This window comes from Enterobacter chuandaensis (genome assembly GCF_039718975.1).
Classification (GTDB): domain Bacteria; phylum Pseudomonadota; class Gammaproteobacteria; order Enterobacterales; family Enterobacteriaceae; genus Enterobacter; species Enterobacter chuandaensis.
The window spans coordinates 4,392,672-4,409,413 of the sequence record NZ_CP097173.1; the positions used below are offsets into that span (position 1 = coordinate 4,392,672).

Sequence of the window (16,742 nt, forward strand, 5' to 3'; positions counted from 1 at the left end):
TGGAACGTCGTTTTAATATAGTTGACCATCTAATTCACTCAGCGCACACTGCTGAAAATTCTTCTGTTCAGGTTCACGACTATGTCTAAAAAAATTGCCGTGATTGGCGAATGCATGATTGAGCTGTCACAAAAAGGCGCGGAAGTCAGCCGCGGATTTGGTGGCGATACGTTAAACACGTCCGTTTATATTGCCCGTCAGGTTGCGCCTGAGGCGCTCACCGTGAACTACGTTACCGCCCTGGGTACGGACAGCTTCAGCCAGCAGATGCTGGAAGCCTGGCAGAGTGAACATGTTGAAACCTCGCTAATTCAGCGGATGGAAAACCGCCTGCCTGGGCTTTACTACATCGAAACCGACAGCACCGGCGAACGCACGTTTTATTACTGGCGTAACGAAGCGGCGGCCAAATTCTGGCTGGAGAGCTACGCTGCTGCGGCCATCTGCGAAGAGCTGGCGACGTTTGATTACCTCTATCTGAGCGGCATTAGCCTGGCAATTTTAAGCCCGACCAGCCGCGAAAAGCTGCTCTCGCTGCTGCGCGAATGCCGCGCCAACGGCGGGAAGGTGATTTTTGATAACAACTACCGCCCGCGCCTGTGGGCCAGCTGCGAAGAGACGCAGCTGGTTTATCAGCAGATGCTGCAGTACACGGACATCGCCTTCCTGACGCTCGACGATGAAGACGCCCTGTGGGGTGAAAAGCCGGTAGAGGACGTGATTGCCCGCACACAGGCGGCCGGCGTGAGCGAAGTGGTGATTAAGCGCGGCGCGGAGTCGTGCCTGGTCGCGATTGCGGGTGAAGCGGTGGTCGAGGTTCCTGCTGTGAAGCTGGCCAAAGAGAAAGTGATTGATACCACCGCGGCAGGGGATTCCTTCAGCGCGGGCTACCTGGCGGTACGTCTGACGGGAGGAACGCCGGAAGCAGCGGCACAGCGTGGTCACCTGACGGCCAGCACCGTGATTCAGTATCGCGGGGCGATTATTCCGCGCGAGGCGATGCCTGTTTAAGTAAGGTGCGGGCTGATGCCCTCACCCTAACCCTCTCCCACGGGGAGAGGGAATGTTTAAGCATTACTGCCCCTGCGGAATATCCGACGCGTCCTGGTGTAGATCATCCGCCGAGGCCGCCTGCGCCGGCTGCGACGCGGTGACCATAATGGAATCCCAGGTCTTCTGAAGTTCCTTCATGTCATACTCCGGCTCGCCTTTCGGCTGCAGAAGGATCAACGCCATATCCTGCGACAGCTGCTGACGTAAGTCCTGATTGAGCATATCAACGGTCAGACCATTGAGGAAATCCTGACGCAGCTTCTGGTATTGCTCAGGCGCAATGTCGACAACCTGGTTCTGCAGGGAGCGAATCCGCTGGCTGATCAGAATATCGGTATCGGCACGAGCGTAGGTGGCAAACAGCTTCTGCAGCTCCAGTTTTTTCTGGGCCAGCAACGCGTTGAACTCCTCTTCGGAAAGCCCCTCCTTCCGCACTTTTGCCAGCTCTTTCGCCACCACACCGAGATTCGCATTCAGTTTATCGCCCGGCGATTCAACGTTAATGGCGCACTGCGCACGCTGGAACAGCACGCGGCAGTCAAAGCCAAGGCCAATATTCTTCACGTTGTTTTTACTGAGCGTCTGCTGGACGTGCCAGAACAGCGCTTCACGCGCCAGATCGGCACGCCAGTAACGCAGCAGCGCCGCGGACTCGCGGATAGGCTGCCAGGCGTTATCCCACATCACGGAAAGCCGGTCCTGACGCACGGTGTCCGTCATGATGCTGACAGGCTCGGCGCGCAGCGGAGAGAGTGTCGGAACAGGGGCTGGCGTTTCGCGCTTGCCCTTCAGATCGCCAAACGCTTTGTTGATCTGCTCAACCACCGCGCGGCTATCCACATTGCCGACGACGATCAGCGTCATCGCGTCCGGGGTGTACCATTTCTGGTAGAACGATTTTACCTGTTCGACGTCCACCGGCTGCTTCAGCGGCTCGGCCGGATCGTGACCCAGCAACGTTGAGCCTTTCAGGCGGTAACGCCACCAGCCCTCTTTGGTATCCACAGGCCAGGTCGCCACCATGTCGCTGTTGCTCAACGCATAGTTCACGGTTTCCGGCGTAATCGCCAGGTTGCCAGAGGCATCAGAGAGATACGTAAGCGCTTCTTTAAGCAGGTCGTTACGGTTATTTGGCAGGCTCAGGTTAAACATGGTGTAGTCATAGGAGACTACAGCCGGAGGAAGCGGGCGTTTCGGGTCGATGGCCTGTTGCCACAGCGAACGCACCTGAACTGCCTGCAAGCTGCCGCTCTGCGTGAGCGCCAGACGGGGAATAAAGTGGCTAAAACCGGTTTGCTGAGTGCTTTCCGTAAGGGAGCCGGTATTAACGGACAGACGGATTTCAATACGATCGCTGGGACGTTGCGGTGTGGACAAAACCTGCCATTGAAAACCATTCGCTAACGTACCTTGTTGCCAGGCCGGGTCTGGCTGGAGCGCATCTGCCTGCACATAACTGGCTGCTGCCATCATCAGCAAACCGCCGGTTAAGAGTCGAATTTTTGTGCCCTGCATGTGAACCCCTGATCAACATTCCTGGTTAAAAAGAGTGTCTCGCGACGCGCTTCACTCTAAAAGATGACGATGAAAACACGTCGATTAGACCGCGCGTTCGGCAAAACGTCACGGTCCGAAGTGAAATATACCCAAAAAAAATCTTGTCGAATTATGACAGGTATGAACAGTTATTATGCGCAGGAGCCCGCATCCCGACAAGGGAATGCGGGCATTTGTGACAAGATTAGGAGGTTAAACCAGGCGTTTTGCTATCAGACGCGCGATTATTCAGCGTATCGTCGAGTTTTTTGTGATCCAGCTCTTTCACCCATTTCGCGACCACGACCGTTGCCACGCCGTTACCCACCAGGTTGGTTAACGCACGTGCTTCAGACATAAAGCGGTCAATACCGAGAATCAGCGCCAGACCGGCCACCGGCAGATGCCCCACCGCAGAGATGGTGGCCGCCAGCACGATAAAGCCACTGCCCGTCACGCCCGCCGCCCCTTTAGAGGAGAGCAGGAGCACCACCAGCAGGGTGATCTGATGGAAAATATCCATATGGCTGTTGGTCGCCTGAGCGATAAACACCGCCGCCATCGTCAGGTAAATCGAGGTACCGTCCAGGTTAAAGGAGTAGCCCGTCGGGATCACCAGGCCGACGACCGATTTACGGCACCCCAGCTTTTCCATCTTGTCGAGCATACGCGGCAGCGCCGATTCAGAAGAGGAGGTTCCCAGAACAATCAGCAGCTCTTCACGGATGTAGCGGATGAATTTGAAAATGCTGAAGCCTGTCGCACGGGCGATGGAGCCCAGCACCACCACCACGAAAAGAATACAGGTGATGTAGAAGCAGATGATCAGCTGACCCAGCTGCACCAGCGTGCCAACGCCATACTTGCCGATGGTGAAGGCCATCGCACCGAAAGCACCGATCGGCGCCAGGCGCATGATCATATTGATAATGCCAAAGATGACCTGCGAGAAGCTTTCAATCACGTTGAAGATAAGCTGGCCTTTGCTGCCCAGACGGTGCAGGGCGAAGCCAAACATCACGGCAAACAGCAGCACCTGCAGAATGTTTCCGCTGGCGAAGGCGCCGATGACGCTGCCAGGGATGACGTCCAGCAGGAAGGCGACCACGCCCTGATCCTTCGCCTGCTCGGCATAGACCGCGACCGCTTTGGCGTCCAGCGTTGACGGGTCAACGTTCATACCCGCGCCAGGCTGTACCACGTTGACGATGACCAGACCAATAATCAGCGCAAGGGTACTGACCACTTCAAAGTAGAGGAGCGCCACTGCACCGGTACGGCCTACCGCCTTCATGCTTTCCATGCCAGCGATGCCCGTCACCACCGTACAGAAGATCACCGGGGCGATGACCATTTTAATGAGCTTAACGAATGCGTCGCCAAGCGGTTTCATTTGCGCGCCCAGCTCCGGGTAATAATGACCCAGCAGAATACCGATGGCGATGGCTGTCAGGACCTGGAAATAAAGACTTTTGAAGAGTGAGGTTTTCATAGGGTGTCCTTGGGAAGAAAAACCACAGGCTTTGTAAGGTTATGGTTAACCTGCGGCTCTAAAATAAAACCGTATAACAGGACAGAAATAAACCCCGTTCAAATTTGAAACACAAATGTTAAAAACTTTGAGCTGGCTCGCACAAGCCAGCAACAAAATTACACTTTTGCGTTATTGGCAGCACCAGAAAGGTATCGCTGTTCAAAGACATCCGGCGGCACTGCGCGGGCAAAAAGGTAGCCCTGACCGCTCTCCACGCCCGCCTCGGCCAGCCAGGCGCGTTGCGCTTCGGTTTCAATCCCCTCGGCAATAAGATGCAGGTTGAGGCTGCGCGCCATCTGGATAATGGCCTGCACCATGCTGCTGTCTTCCGGCAGCCCGTCAACGAAGGCTTTATCGATTTTTAGCACATCCACCGGCAGGGTTTTCATGTGCTGAAGCTGACGCAGCCCGGCGTATCCCATACCAAAATCGTCCAGCGCAATGCGAATGCCGGCATTGCGCAGCGGCTTCAGAATAGCGACGGCGTCGTTAGGATCGTCAATGCGTCGGCTCTCCGTCACTTCCAGCGTCAGCGTATCAGGCGCGATCCGGTAGCGGTGGATCAGCTCCAGCATCTCGGAGACCATCGTCGGATGCATGAGCTGCAGCGCTGACAAATTGACCGACAGCGGCAGCATTACGCCGCGCTCCTGCCAGGCAGCAAGCTGACGGCAGGACTCCTCCAGCACCCAGTAGCCGACGGTGACCATCAGCCCACAGGATTCGATGCGCTCAATCAGCCCCTCCGGCAGTTCCCATGAGCCATCCGGCTGCTGCACGCGAAGCAGCGCCTCAGCGCTTTTTACTTCACCCGTCTGTAAATTCACCTGCGGCTGTAGCCAGAGGGCAAACTGACGGTTGTCCAGGGCGGTCAGGATGTCGCTCTCTTCCGTCAGGCGCTGCTGCGCCTTTTCCATCTGCTCCGGGTCGAAGAACTGGATCTGGTTTTTCCCTTTGCGCCGGGCGGTAAACGCCGCCGAGAACGCGCGGCGGTACAGCTGTTCCGCCGTTAAATCACCATAGTACATGGCGATGCCGATACTGGCGCTCGGACGAAGCTGGATACCCTGTACCGGCAGCCGCTCATTTATGACAGTGAGTACTTGCTGACCTAATGTGATGGCGTGCCACGGCTCTTTCACGCCGTTGGCAATCACCACCAGGTCGTAACCGCTGACCTGCGTCAGCACCATGCGCGGGGCAAGGACAGACTTCACCTTTTCCACCAGCGTCAGCAGCAGCATTTCGCGCTGGCTCTCTTTAAGCACGCCCGCCGTGTCCTGCAGGGTTTCACAGGCGATAACCATCAGCGCCGTGGTTTGCTGTCGCGCAACGGTCTGCTCCAGCATCGCCATCAGAAACGCCTTATTGGGAAGCTCAGACACCGGGAAGCGCGTGGCGCTGTTGTTTAACTCATCCTGCTGACGCTGGATGCGCTGCTGGTTGAGGTTGTAGCTGCGCACCAGCATACCGATTTCGTCGTCGTGATGAAGGCGCGGCAGTTCAAGCTGGTGCCCCAGCTGATCCTGCGGCGTGAGCCCGTTTAGCTCGCGGGCAATACGGCGCAGCGGGTGGACAATGAGGCGGTTTATACACCACGTCAGCGCCACGCTAAGGATCAGGGTCATAAGTAAGCAAGTGGTCACTAACGTAACCACCCAACTCATGACGAATTTATACATCCGGTACGAGTCCGCCTGCAGAACCAGGTAAGCCAGCGGCTGCGGATTAGCAGGACGCTCCAGCGAATAGAGAGGCAGAGAGATTTGCACCGGCAGCTCGAACAGGCGCATCACCATCATCGGGACAGGACGCTCCGGGATAAAGCTCATCCGCAGCGCCTGAAACTGGTTGGGCAAGACGACATCGGCGCGGCTAACGACGCCAGCAGGCTGAATGCGTTTTAAGATAGTTTCCGCTTCGGGAATGTCCCCTTTCAGGATCGAGGCGGAGAGCGGAGCGCGCACCGAGCGGGCAATACTTTCTAACTGCGAAGCCGTGTTGTAGCGATTCTGCTGTACGGAATGAAACAGCAGAATTACGCAGAAGAGCAGTACAAACAGCATAGTGACGGCAGAGACCATCGCCATCTGTTTGATCGTTAAGGAACGGCTGACACGCAAAATGACTCTCCACAAAACTCGAAGCGCAGGGCGCGCCAGGGTGTAAACCTGGCGCGCCTGAGTATACCTGATTGCCGCGCTATTAAGAGAGACTTACAAATGGATTAAGGAAAATCCGATTACCAGTCCGCGTAAGGAATAAGCGGCTGCGGCGGTAAGTCCATATCGCCCTGCCATCCTGCAGCAGAGTAGCGCACATAAATCAGCGCATGGCTTGGGGTATAGTCTTTCGCTTCCTGAATGTCCACGCCCATGCCCACAAACCAGTTGGAGGTGACCCGGCGTTCGATAATTGCCCGTGCGGTATAACCCGTCCCGGAGGAGGAGCTGCCGGTTTCCATCGCACCACGATCGGTATAGCGGCCTGGCTCATCGGTCGGGATCAGGCTCTGGATCGGGTAACGCAGCTCGTCTTTGGTTTTAGAGTGGGACCAGGACACCGAGCCACCCAGCTCCCAGGACCAGTTTTCCGTGCGCTTACGCCAGGTCACCGGCAGCGCGAACGAGACATACTCCTGCGGGCTGTAGTAGCCCCCCTGACCGAGCGAATAGCCGCTCAGATCCTTGTCGTAGTGCCAGAGCATATTGGAGACACCAACCGACAGACGCTCGTTGTTTTTATTAATGAGCTTGTAGTAGTAACCCGTCATCCAGCGGACACGCCAGTTATCTTCCACATTTTTACCCGTCAGCGTTTCCGCGTTCAGGCTTGACCAGACGCCGTTCGCCTCGCCTTTGTCATAGCTGATGCTTACCCCACCGCCCGTCGCGCGCACGCCGCCCCAGGTGGTGCCAGTATTGGTATCTTTTTGCCCGGCGAACGCCAGCAGAGAGCTGGAGATAGGCCGACGATGGGCGTTGACGGTATAGCCGATGGGGCCTAAATCGCTGCTGTAGCTGATACCGCCCACCACGTCGACGACGTCAAAGCCCATTGGCGTGGTACCAATATCCATCGCCCAGGTTTTATTCTGCCAGCCAACGGCGACGCTGGCACCGCTGTCGCTCTGGCTGGTGTTGCCGCTACACGGTGTGTCGTAGCAGGTCCCCCATTTAGGATCGTAAGTCCCGTTATTGTTATCAAAGGTACCGGCATCCATGTTGACCAGATCGCTTCGGAAGAACATGCGCCCGTCAGAGAGAGGGGCATCTACATGGAGCATGGTGGTATGCGCTTTCAGGTCGGAATAACCGCCCGTGCCGCTGGAGCCCCAGTAGTCGTGCTGAAGCGTGACGTTAACATCCTGTTGACGGTACAAATCACCGGCATCACTGCGCACGCCGCGCTTCAGCCAGTCATCTTTTTCATCGTTACGCGTCAGACGGGTGAAGCTGTCGTTATCCACCGGGCGCGTCGTGGTGATGCCGGACGACACCATCGCATCTTTATACGTCTCCAGCGCCTGCTGCGGCTGGCCGTTTTGCGTCTGGAAGCGGGCAGCATCACGCAGCACCAGCGCGCTTTCCATGGAGGCGGGTTGCGATTTGGCCTGCGGAATGATTTTGCTGAAGGTCTGTTCTGCGGCAGCAGAATCGCCCAGGCCTGCCTGCGCCATCGCGATCCGGCGCTGCATATTGAGCGACAGCGGCTGGCCGTTTTGCCCGGCGGGCAGTTTCGCCAGCTCCGCACGGGCGGCCTCTTTGTTACCTTCCGCGCTGTAAATCTCGGTCAGACCGAGGATCGCGTCCTCGTTCTGCGGCTCACGCTGCAGGACGGCGCTGTACGTCGTTTTCGCCGCGTTCAGATCGCCACGCTGCTGCGCCCAGTCCGCCAGGGTCAGGTCGATGCGGGTGGAGGCTGGCTGCTGACGCAGAAGGTTTTCCGCCTCCTGCTCTTTGCCGCTGTCGCGCAGACGGTTGGCGGTCTCGAGTACCTGGTTACTTTGCAGGCGGTCGGCAAGTTCCTGAATATTGCCGTTCCACTGGCTGCGCGGCAGGGTATCCAGATGCGCCAGCGCGGCCCGGTCCTGATCGTTCCCTGAGAGATAGAGCCCGTTGGCGTAGACCTGATCCGGGTCAGACGGTTTCTGGCTGGCGAGCTGGCGCATCAGGGTATCCGCCTGGCTGCGCTGACCCGCGCTGTAGAGATCGCGCGAGAGACGATAGGTTATCCACACGTCACCGGGCGAGAGCGCCAGACGGCGACGCTGAATTTCTGCCGCCTGTGCGAATTTCCCCTGATTCTCCAGCTGTTCTGCCTGGGCAGAGAGCTGCTCGTTAGTCAGGCTACGCTCAATATCATCAATGCTCCGGCGCTGGCTGGCGGAGAGCGACTGGATAAACTGCGAGGCCTTCTCCGGGGACTGCGCGCGGTAAATATTGGCCAGGCCGCGAACCGCATTGCTGTTGCTGCTGTCCATCCGCAGCGCCTGGCGGTAATAACGCTCCGCCGCGTCGTTATCTTTACGCGCCGCGGCGGCATCGCCCAGCCCCAGCACCGCGTAGCTGTCGGTATTGTCGACGTTGCGCGCCTGCTGATAGTAACGCTCCGCCTGCGCCGGGTTATTCGCCTTCAGCGCCGCATCCCCCTGCTGGATCAGTAGCCAGTAGCGATTAACCTTCAGCAAGCTGTCCCATTTCCCGCGGTTATCGCTCTGCGGATCGAGGGCAATCGCCTTTTCAAACTGTGCCACCGCGCGGGCGCGGTCGCCTTTCTGAGAATAGGCCTGCCCCAGAGCCCCCACCGCTTCACTGTCGGCATGGTTGGCGCTGACGGCTTTTTGCAGCTCCGCCACCGCCTTACTCCCCTGCCCGGCATCCACTGCCGCGAGCCCTTCCGCTTTTGCGCGGAACGCCGGGTCGGCGAGCTGCTTTTGCTGCGCCTCAAGCTGGGCGCGCGCCGCCGCAACGCTATCGCCGTCGCTGAAGACGGTCAGGTATTTTTGCAGCGCGCTAACGCTGGCGCTGCTGGCAGGCTGGTCTTTGATCTGCTCATACCACATATCAGACGCCTGGCTGCGGCCGCCGGTGGATTTAGCCATCTCCTGCAGCACCGCAAAGCCTTCATCACGGCGTCCGCTCTGGAACAGAAGCTGGGCCAGCGTCGTCTGGAGCTGCGTATTCCCGGGGCTGCTGCTGTTTATTTTTTTCAGCTGGCTAATGGCCGCATTGCGACGGGCAGGATCTTTCGCCACCACATTCCAGTATTCCGTCGCTACGTCACCGCCCGGCGGGTTACCGTCAAAGAGCTTGTCATAGGCGGCAATCGCCTCCTGCGTGTGCCCTGTCGTGGCGAGTAATCGCGCCTGCTGAAGCTGCTGGCGGCCATCCGGGGTGGAAAGCAGCATCGTGTTACGTGAGGACTGGTAAGCGCTGGAGTCCGGGGCCATCCCCTTCAGGCGATCCAGCTCTTTTTGCGCACCGGCGTTATCGCCCTGGCGCAGCAGGTAGCGAAAGCGGGCGGCAATGACGTCAGGGTTATTCGGATCGATCAGCTCAAGACGGTAGAGCGACTGGCGAACCAAATCCTCACGATGGGTCGATTCGCCCAGCCGAACCTGCTCCAGCAGCTGTTTCTGTTGCGGAGAGTTGACGGCCTGCGCCAGCGGCATCAGTGCCAGCCCAAGCGATAGAGTGAGTAGATTTACTGTGAACTTGCGCATTCCTGGCCCCAATCCGGTATTAATTCACCCTTAGCGGTGAAGCGAAAACGATGCTGATCCCATCCCTGACCAAAAAGAGTCAATACATAGCTGTAGTAGGCATTGTTATCGGGAAAATGGTCTGCCACGCGCTGGCGCTGAACCGCCTGGGCATCGCGCTGCTGTAAAAACGGCAGCATTGCGGCAGAGAACCCGACCGGGCCATTGCCAGTGTGTTTACCCGTCGCCACATCCACTTTCTCCGGCGGCACGCCCTGTTTGATTGTCTTTACCGCCATCGGCTGGAAGCGCGTCAGCAGCCGGGCTTTTTGAGGATCGTTATCGCTCATCATGCCCACCCAAAGATAGACACGGATGGCGTCATAGCCCCCTTCCAGCGTCTTATCCTGCTGTAACTGCCAGCCTCTGTTTTTCTGATACTGCACCCAGTTTGGCGAGAATCCCTTCGGCGCGCTTTCCAGCAACAGCCGCAGATTGGTTTCACGCAGCGTGGTCCACGGTGCACCATAGCGGGTGAAATAGCTCGCTAACTGTGGAGGAAGGTAGCTGGGGTTAAAGCGCCAGGCGTTTTCTTCGGCAAAGCCGACTTTACCGGGAAGCAGCATTGAGCCGAGCCCCGGCACTTTCACCACTTCCTCGCTGGCAATGCGTTTTAGCAGCGCTTTACCCGTGCGGGTATAGTCCGGGTTTTTCCATAGCCGCCCCGCTTCGAGCAGCGACCAGGCAATCCAGACATCGGCATCTGAGGCGGAGTTGGTATCAATCACCCCCCAGTTTTCTTTGTCTTTCTGCCCCCAGAGCCAGGCGGGCAGACGATCGTTGAGATTGCCGCTGGCAAGGTTATCGCGCGTCCATGCCAGCAGCTGGTCGAACGCGTTACGATCGTTGGCAACCAGGGCAAAGAACAGCGCGTAGCTTTGCCCCTCCGACGTCGTAATTTTGCGCGTGTCGCTGGGATCAATGACGCGACCGCCCTCGCTGATGTAACCCTTTTTAAACTGTTCCCAGGCAGGCCAGGTGCAGGCGGCGCGAAGCGGGATCGCCGCCAGCATCAACGCTGCGACTAAACACCAGCGAAAGGCTTTCATCACGTTTTACTCATCCGGGTTAAGGCGACGACGGCTGATGATGCGCAGCAGACGCCACAGCACCCATGCCAGCAAGACCACGCTGACCGCAGCCAGGATAGCGAGCAGAACCGGATGGTTCGACAGCGCATACCACAGGCGTTCGAACCACGGCAGATGGCCGACGTAGTACACATCACCCACGCGCAGGCTGTTGACGCCGGACTCGCGGATCACCGACACCGAGCCAAACATTGCGGCACGTTTGCCGCTGTCGTTCATCGCGGTATTCAGCAGCTCATAGCCACGCGGGCTATCCGCCAGCAGGGCTATCACGCTACGCTGATCGTTGTAAGGAGACTGGAAGCCCACCACCGCAGCCATCGCCCCCTGAGAGGTTACGGCCGTTTGCGCGCTGGCCTTGCGGTCGTTCACGTCCGGCATAATGCTCGGGAACTCAGTCTGGCGCAGCGGCGTGTTAACCCACGACTCGGTGGCTTTCACCAGCAGATCGATACGTTTTTCATCCTTCAGCTTATCCGGAATGGTGCCGATCACCATAATGTCCGCATCTTTGTTCTGGATCTGGCTGCCATCGTCCGTCAACGTGACGTTAATCGCCGGTAATCCGGTTTGCGCGCCTACGGTTGCCATGGTGTCGAGCAGGGTCGTCACCTGACCTTCGTTTGGCGCTTTTGGCATCACCACAATGGATTCAGAGAGATCGGCCATGCGGCTGAACGGGAAGCCCGCGTTCGCAAAGGCACGCAGATCCGGCATCGCCAGGAAGTGATAGTACTTCGAGAAGTCGATGGTCGACTCATCGCCAATCACCACGTGGTTCTGCACCGGCTGGAAGGTGATACAGTTATCCACCGAGCCGCCAGGCATCGGGTTCATGTACTGGAAATCAAAACGCAGCTGGTTGATCGCGCCAAGCTTCAGTGCCGGAATTGAGACGTCCGTTTTACCGTCCAGCAGCCCCTGCAACACCGGCAGGCGGAGCATCAGACGGTTAGTGTCCTGGGTACTTTGCAGGCTGAACGATTGCAGGAACTGGTTGTTCAGGCTGATATCCATGCGCGAACTGTCTTTCGTTGCCGGCGCGGTATAGCGGTAGTTAAGATTGATATCAATGCCGTTGGTGCGCAGCAGGTACAGATCCGGCGGCAGGTTCAGCGACAGGCTAATCGGCGATGGCTCCAGGCCGGACGCCTGCAGCTGCTCTTCATAGGTTTTCAGCTCGCCAAACGTCACGGCGCGGTCGGTACGCACCCAGTTTGGTGCGTCATAAGGTTTACGCGCCAGCAGCGGCTTAACGTCGTCCACCACCACGCTGTTGCCGCGGAAAAGAACGTTGCCCTGAGCAATCGCCTTCGCGGCCTGGACCAGATCTTTATCATCACGACCAAAGACCACCAGCAGCTTCACGTACGGGTTATCCGGGTGGCTTACCATCTCAATGGTTGGCGCTTTGACTTCCGGGTGGTCGCGCAGGAAGCCCGGACGCTTCGCGTTGGTTGCAAAGACAATCGCGTTTCTGTCCGGCATTTTGTCATACATCACCGGGAAGTTCTGACCGCGCCAGCCGGAGCGGGAACCAAACCAGGAGGCCACAATGGTCGCCGCCAGCTGCTCGGTCACGTCAGGGGATGAGGCAAACACCATCGGCAGCGTGAGCGGACGGTTATCACGCGGGTCGAAGAACGGAACCGGGAACGCCGACAGATCGTTTTTCAGCGCCAGCGGCTGGTAGGTCATCTGCAGCGAGGAGTTACGCCCGACGTCCAGCCACAGCGTGTTGCTGGCCGGGTTTTCGCAAACATCGCGGTAGTGGCCAACAAACTCCAGACGGATACGGTTAAAGTCGGTAATGAACAGCGGGTTGATCGGTACCTGCGCCTGGGTTTTCTTGCCCAGCTGCTCTTTGGTCACCGGCAGAACGTCCATCAGCTCATCGTTGAGATAGACCTTCAGCTGAGACTGCGTCGGCAGCAGGGAGGGCGACGGCGTGTATTCAAGGTTCAGTACCGCATTCGAGACAACCTCATCGCTGCGCATACCGAATTCAATGCTGCCATTAGGGTTGACGCCGCGCAGCACCATGCTGCCCGGCGGCGGCGCGATTTGTGCGAAGGTCAGCTTCACGTCCCGCGACGGCACATTATCCGCGACGACGGGCGCGTTAGCTCCCCGCACGCCCGGCATCACCTGCCCGATGACCTGGCTGTCTGCCGGCAGGGTGTTCCCCTCCGTTGGCTGGTTCGGAATGACGTTTTCTGTTTGACCGGGTGCCGCCGTAACAACCGGATCGGTTGCCTGCGCGACCACGGGCACCGTTGGCGCAGGCGTAGCCGCTGCGTTACCAGGTGCTGCGTTAGCCATTGTTGCGGGGAGTGCACTCACTCCCATTGCCACTGCACATAACCAGGAAAGTTTTGTTTTCATCGCGTTATCATCATTGTTGAGCCATAACCGGGTCCGCCTGCTTCGCCTCATCCCGCTCAGGACGACGAGGAATGAACGACACGACCCAGGAAACCAGCGAAGTAAGTGACCGGAAAATTAATTTCACCGACGACGGGGCAAATTCTGCAAGGTGACGATAGCCACGGAACCCCAGCTTCAGAATATCCAGCAGGCTTTCCAGAGGTTTATCTTCCGGGAAGCTGTCCTGCCAGAGAGCCCATGTATCCGCACGGGCAAACGTACACTGCACAAAATCAATGTGTTGCTTTTTGGTCAACGGCATCAGCTGCAGACCTACCTCACTACCTGCCACACGCACAACCTGCGTCGGGAAGACGTACTCCTGCTGGCCGCGTTTAAGCAGCAGGTTAACTTTCTGCCCTTCCAGCACTTTCGCCTGGCCGTTGATTTTGATCCCCAGACCACCATCAGAGAAGTCGTGCACCGTACAGGAGAAGAGGTGACCATCTTCACGGGCAATCGCCGCAGGCATGCAGATTTCAACGCGATGCGCGCGACGAACCTGTTTACTCTCCACCGACACCGCCACCGCGCCGCCGAGGATAATCAGGTTGTAGAACACCCAGGCCATACTCACAAAGACGGTGAGGATTTCGTTTTCCGGGCCGTAGAAGTAGCGCCAGATACCGGCGATCACGCCGACAATATTCAGAAGCACGAGGAAGATGTACGGGCGGGAGATCACCCAGTCAACGTACTCCTCTTCCACCAGACCGCCCTTCGCGGTGACGTTGAACTTCCCTTTATGCGGGTTAATCAGCGCGACCATCGTCGGCGGCGCGATGTACCACGCCAGCACCGTTTCGTAGATTTCACTCCAGAACGAATGGCGGTATTTACCCTGAATCTTCGAGTTCGTCAGGCTCGCGTGGATCATGTGCGGCAAAACGAACAGCGCAATCATCAGCGCGGGGGCGTAGATGATATAGGCGTGAAGCAGCAGGAACGCCAGGGGCGCGGTCAGGAAGATCAGCCGCGGGATGCCGGACAAGAAGTGGAACATGGCGTTGACGTAGCAGAGACGCTGCGCAAGCTTAAGCCCTTTACCTATCAGCGGGTTATCAAGGCGGAAAATCTGCACCATGCCGCGCGCCCAGCGAATACGCTGGCCAATGTGCGCCGAGAGTGATTCCGTCGCCAGACCGGCGGCCTGAGGGATACGCATGTAGGCAGAGGTATAGCCCCGACGGTGCAGGCGCAGAGAGGTGTGCGCATCTTCGGTCACCGTCTCAACGGCAATACCGCCAATTTCATCCAGCGGCTTACGGCGGATAACCGCACAGGAGCCGCAGAAGAAGGTGGCATCCCACATGTCGTTCCCGTCCTGTACGAGGCCATAGAACAGCGTGCCTTCGTTCGGGGTTTTACGGAAGCGGCCAAGGTTACGTTCAAACGGGTCCGGCGAGAAGAAGTGGTGCGGCGTCTGCATCATTGCCAGCTCTTTCTCTTTCAGGAACCAGCCCATGGTCATCTGCAGGAACGAGCGCGTCGGCACGTGGTCACAGTCAAAGATCGAGACGAACTCCCCGGTGGCATACTTCAGGGCGTTGTTGATGTTCCCGGCCTTCGCGTGTTCGTGAGTCGGACGGGCGATGTACTCAACGCCGACCTCTTCGGCAAACTGGCGAAACGCTGGACGGTTGCCGTCATCCAGGATCCAGACTTTGAGCTTATCTTTCGGCCAGTCGATGCCCAGCGCGGCATAGATGGTGTTTTTCACCACGCTCAGGTCTTCGTTGTAGGTCGGGACGAAGAGATCGACGGTCGGCCACTGCGTGGTGTCTTTCGGCAGCGGAACCGGCTGGCGGTTGAGCGGCCAGATCACCTGGAAATAGCCCAGCACCAGCACAATCCACGCGTAGGTTTCTGCAAACAGCAGCACCAGACCGCACACCAGGCTGACCGGATCGTCCCAGTTCAGCGTTGAGGTGTAACGCCACCAGATATACCGACAGGAAACCGTCAGCGACAGCACAATCAGCATCAGCGCCGAGAAGCGGCCCGGAATACGGCGAACCAGCAACGCCACGCCCCACAGCAGGATCAGGAAGGTGAACTGCGCCAGGGGATTGAAGGGTTGCGTGATACAGACCAGCGCCAGAATGAGCGAGAACACGACAATCACGCCAAGGATAAAACGCCGCAAGCCCGGATGGAGATGCCCGAGCTCTTTATGGTTATCCAGATGGCTGGTCTTATCGCTGACGCTATCGGGCAGTTTATCCAGCCACTGGTGATAGCGTTCGCGTAGCTGCTGTACGCGGGAGTAGCTGCGCCAGTGCGGAACTTTATTTTCTGACCGGGGAGACGTCGCCACCAGCCAGATGGCCTGAATGAGGTAGCGCGCCGGATCCAAAGGCCGTGGCCGATCGGGATTAATGTGGGGATATAATTCAGCGTGGCGCGCACGTATGCGCTGCCAGCGCGGGTGTTCGAGTGGAATGAACGTCCAGGCCAGAATCATCCAGAAACAGCCGAGCGCGGCGCTGAATGCCGAGGCGCCATGCCGGCGAAAATGCCGGTAATGGTCGCTCAAACGCGAACTGACCGGCGGGATAAGAAGCCAGCTGGCGAGTCGACTCATACCGAACTCCCTGCGGGCTCCGCCTTGCTGGCGAAGTTCAGCAGACACCAGTTAGCCAGCGTCAGGATCTCTTCTGCTGCGAGCGAGTCGCTGCGATACTCACCGAGCGGCTGCTTGGAGGCGAGGCATTCTGCCATCCCCTCATCCCGATGAATCACAATGGGCAGCAGGCGGCGCTGGCTTTGCAGCCAGACCTGGTAGAGATCGTCCTGAATCTGGCTGCCAATGCGTAAATCGTTAATCAGGAGATGCGCATTCTGAGGCAGTCCCTGCTGATGCAGGCGAATATGGCAGTTCGCATCCACGTTCACGATGGAAAGCACATGGTCGCACTGGGCGATAAGCTGCCGGGTCAGCGTCCCGGCGCCGTGCGGCAGATCCAGCAGGATCCACTGATAATCTCCCTTCTCTTTCAGACTCTGCAGCGCAAGCGTGAACTGCGAAAACAGACGCTGATAGGCGGCTTCATTTTCGCGCTCCGTGGTGGTCAGTTGACCAAAAGGCAGCAAATCCAGCTGGGAGGTGTAACGCAGACCTGCGTCCCGCCAGTCTTTGTCATCAAGCAGCGCGCGGGCCCAGCCCTCTTCGCGCGTGAAATCGACGTTGAACGACATACGCAGCAAATTATCGGCGCAGGCATCAATCACCAGCACCGATTCACCTAAAAGCTGTAATGACCACGCCAGCGCCGCGGTAACAGATGTGGTACCCACACCGCCACGGACGCCCTGTAATCCGAGTATGGCCATCAAT

9 protein-coding genes are annotated in these 16,742 nt (G+C 58.0%); 1 reads left to right on the plus strand and 8 read right to left on the minus strand.

What is annotated here, in order from left to right; translation table 11 throughout:
* The first annotated feature begins 81 nt into the window (after positions 1-81).
* Positions 82-1,011, plus strand: a complete 930-nt coding sequence (locus MX657_RS21140; protein WP_346806716.1) for a sugar kinase — start codon at positions 82-84, stop codon at positions 1,009-1,011.
* A gap of 63 nt (positions 1,012-1,074) precedes the next feature.
* Here the strand turns inward: MX657_RS21140 and MX657_RS21145 are convergent, their stop codons facing one another.
* The 8 genes from MX657_RS21145 to bcsQ all read right to left on the minus strand — a co-directional run bounded on the left by MX657_RS21145 (position 1,075) and on the right by bcsQ (position 16,738).
* Positions 1,075-2,568, minus strand: coding sequence for a M16 family metallopeptidase (locus MX657_RS21145; RefSeq protein WP_218727782.1), 1,494 nt, complete (start codon positions 2,566-2,568; stop codon positions 1,075-1,077).
* A gap of 226 nt (positions 2,569-2,794) precedes the next feature.
* A complete protein-coding gene (locus MX657_RS21150) occupies positions 2,795-4,081 on the minus strand; it encodes a dicarboxylate/amino acid:cation symporter (protein WP_080329113.1) in 1,287 nt (428 codons plus the stop codon).
* Between the two features lie 158 nt (positions 4,082-4,239).
* Positions 4,240-6,246 carry a biofilm formation regulator HmsP gene (gene hmsP, locus MX657_RS21155; protein ID WP_346806717.1) on the minus strand — a complete coding sequence of 669 codons (2,007 nt, stop codon included), beginning with the start codon at positions 6,244-6,246 and terminating at the stop codon, positions 4,240-4,242.
* A 119-nt stretch (positions 6,247-6,365) separates the two neighbouring features.
* Positions 6,366-9,848 carry a cellulose synthase complex outer membrane protein BcsC gene (gene bcsC, locus MX657_RS21160; RefSeq protein ID WP_346806719.1) on the minus strand — a complete coding sequence of 1,161 codons (3,483 nt, stop codon included), beginning with the start codon at positions 9,846-9,848 and terminating at the stop codon, positions 6,366-6,368.
* The gene (gene bcsZ, locus MX657_RS21165; protein WP_217480460.1) at positions 9,830-10,936 is read right to left on the minus strand and encodes a cellulose synthase complex periplasmic endoglucanase BcsZ; all 1,107 of its coding nucleotides are present in this window, start codon (positions 10,934-10,936) and stop codon (positions 9,830-9,832) included. The genes bcsC and bcsZ overlap by 19 nt, the downstream gene beginning before the upstream one ends.
* A 6-nt stretch (positions 10,937-10,942) precedes the next feature.
* Complete coding sequence (gene bcsB, locus MX657_RS21170) at positions 10,943-13,363, minus strand: cellulose biosynthesis cyclic di-GMP-binding regulatory protein BcsB (protein ID WP_119916279.1); 2,421 nt, start codon at positions 13,361-13,363, stop codon at positions 10,943-10,945.
* A gap of 10 nt (positions 13,364-13,373) precedes the next feature.
* Entirely contained in the window at positions 13,374-15,989 is a 2,616-nt protein-coding gene (gene bcsA, locus MX657_RS21175; RefSeq protein ID WP_080329117.1) for a UDP-forming cellulose synthase catalytic subunit, read from the minus strand.
* Positions 15,986-16,738 (minus strand): cellulose biosynthesis protein BcsQ, encoded by a 753-nt coding sequence (bcsQ, locus tag MX657_RS21180; RefSeq protein ID WP_080329118.1) that lies wholly within the window; start codon positions 16,736-16,738, stop codon positions 15,986-15,988. Before bcsQ ends, bcsA begins: the two co-directional genes overlap by 4 nt.
* Between the last annotated feature and the right edge of the window lie 4 nt (positions 16,739-16,742).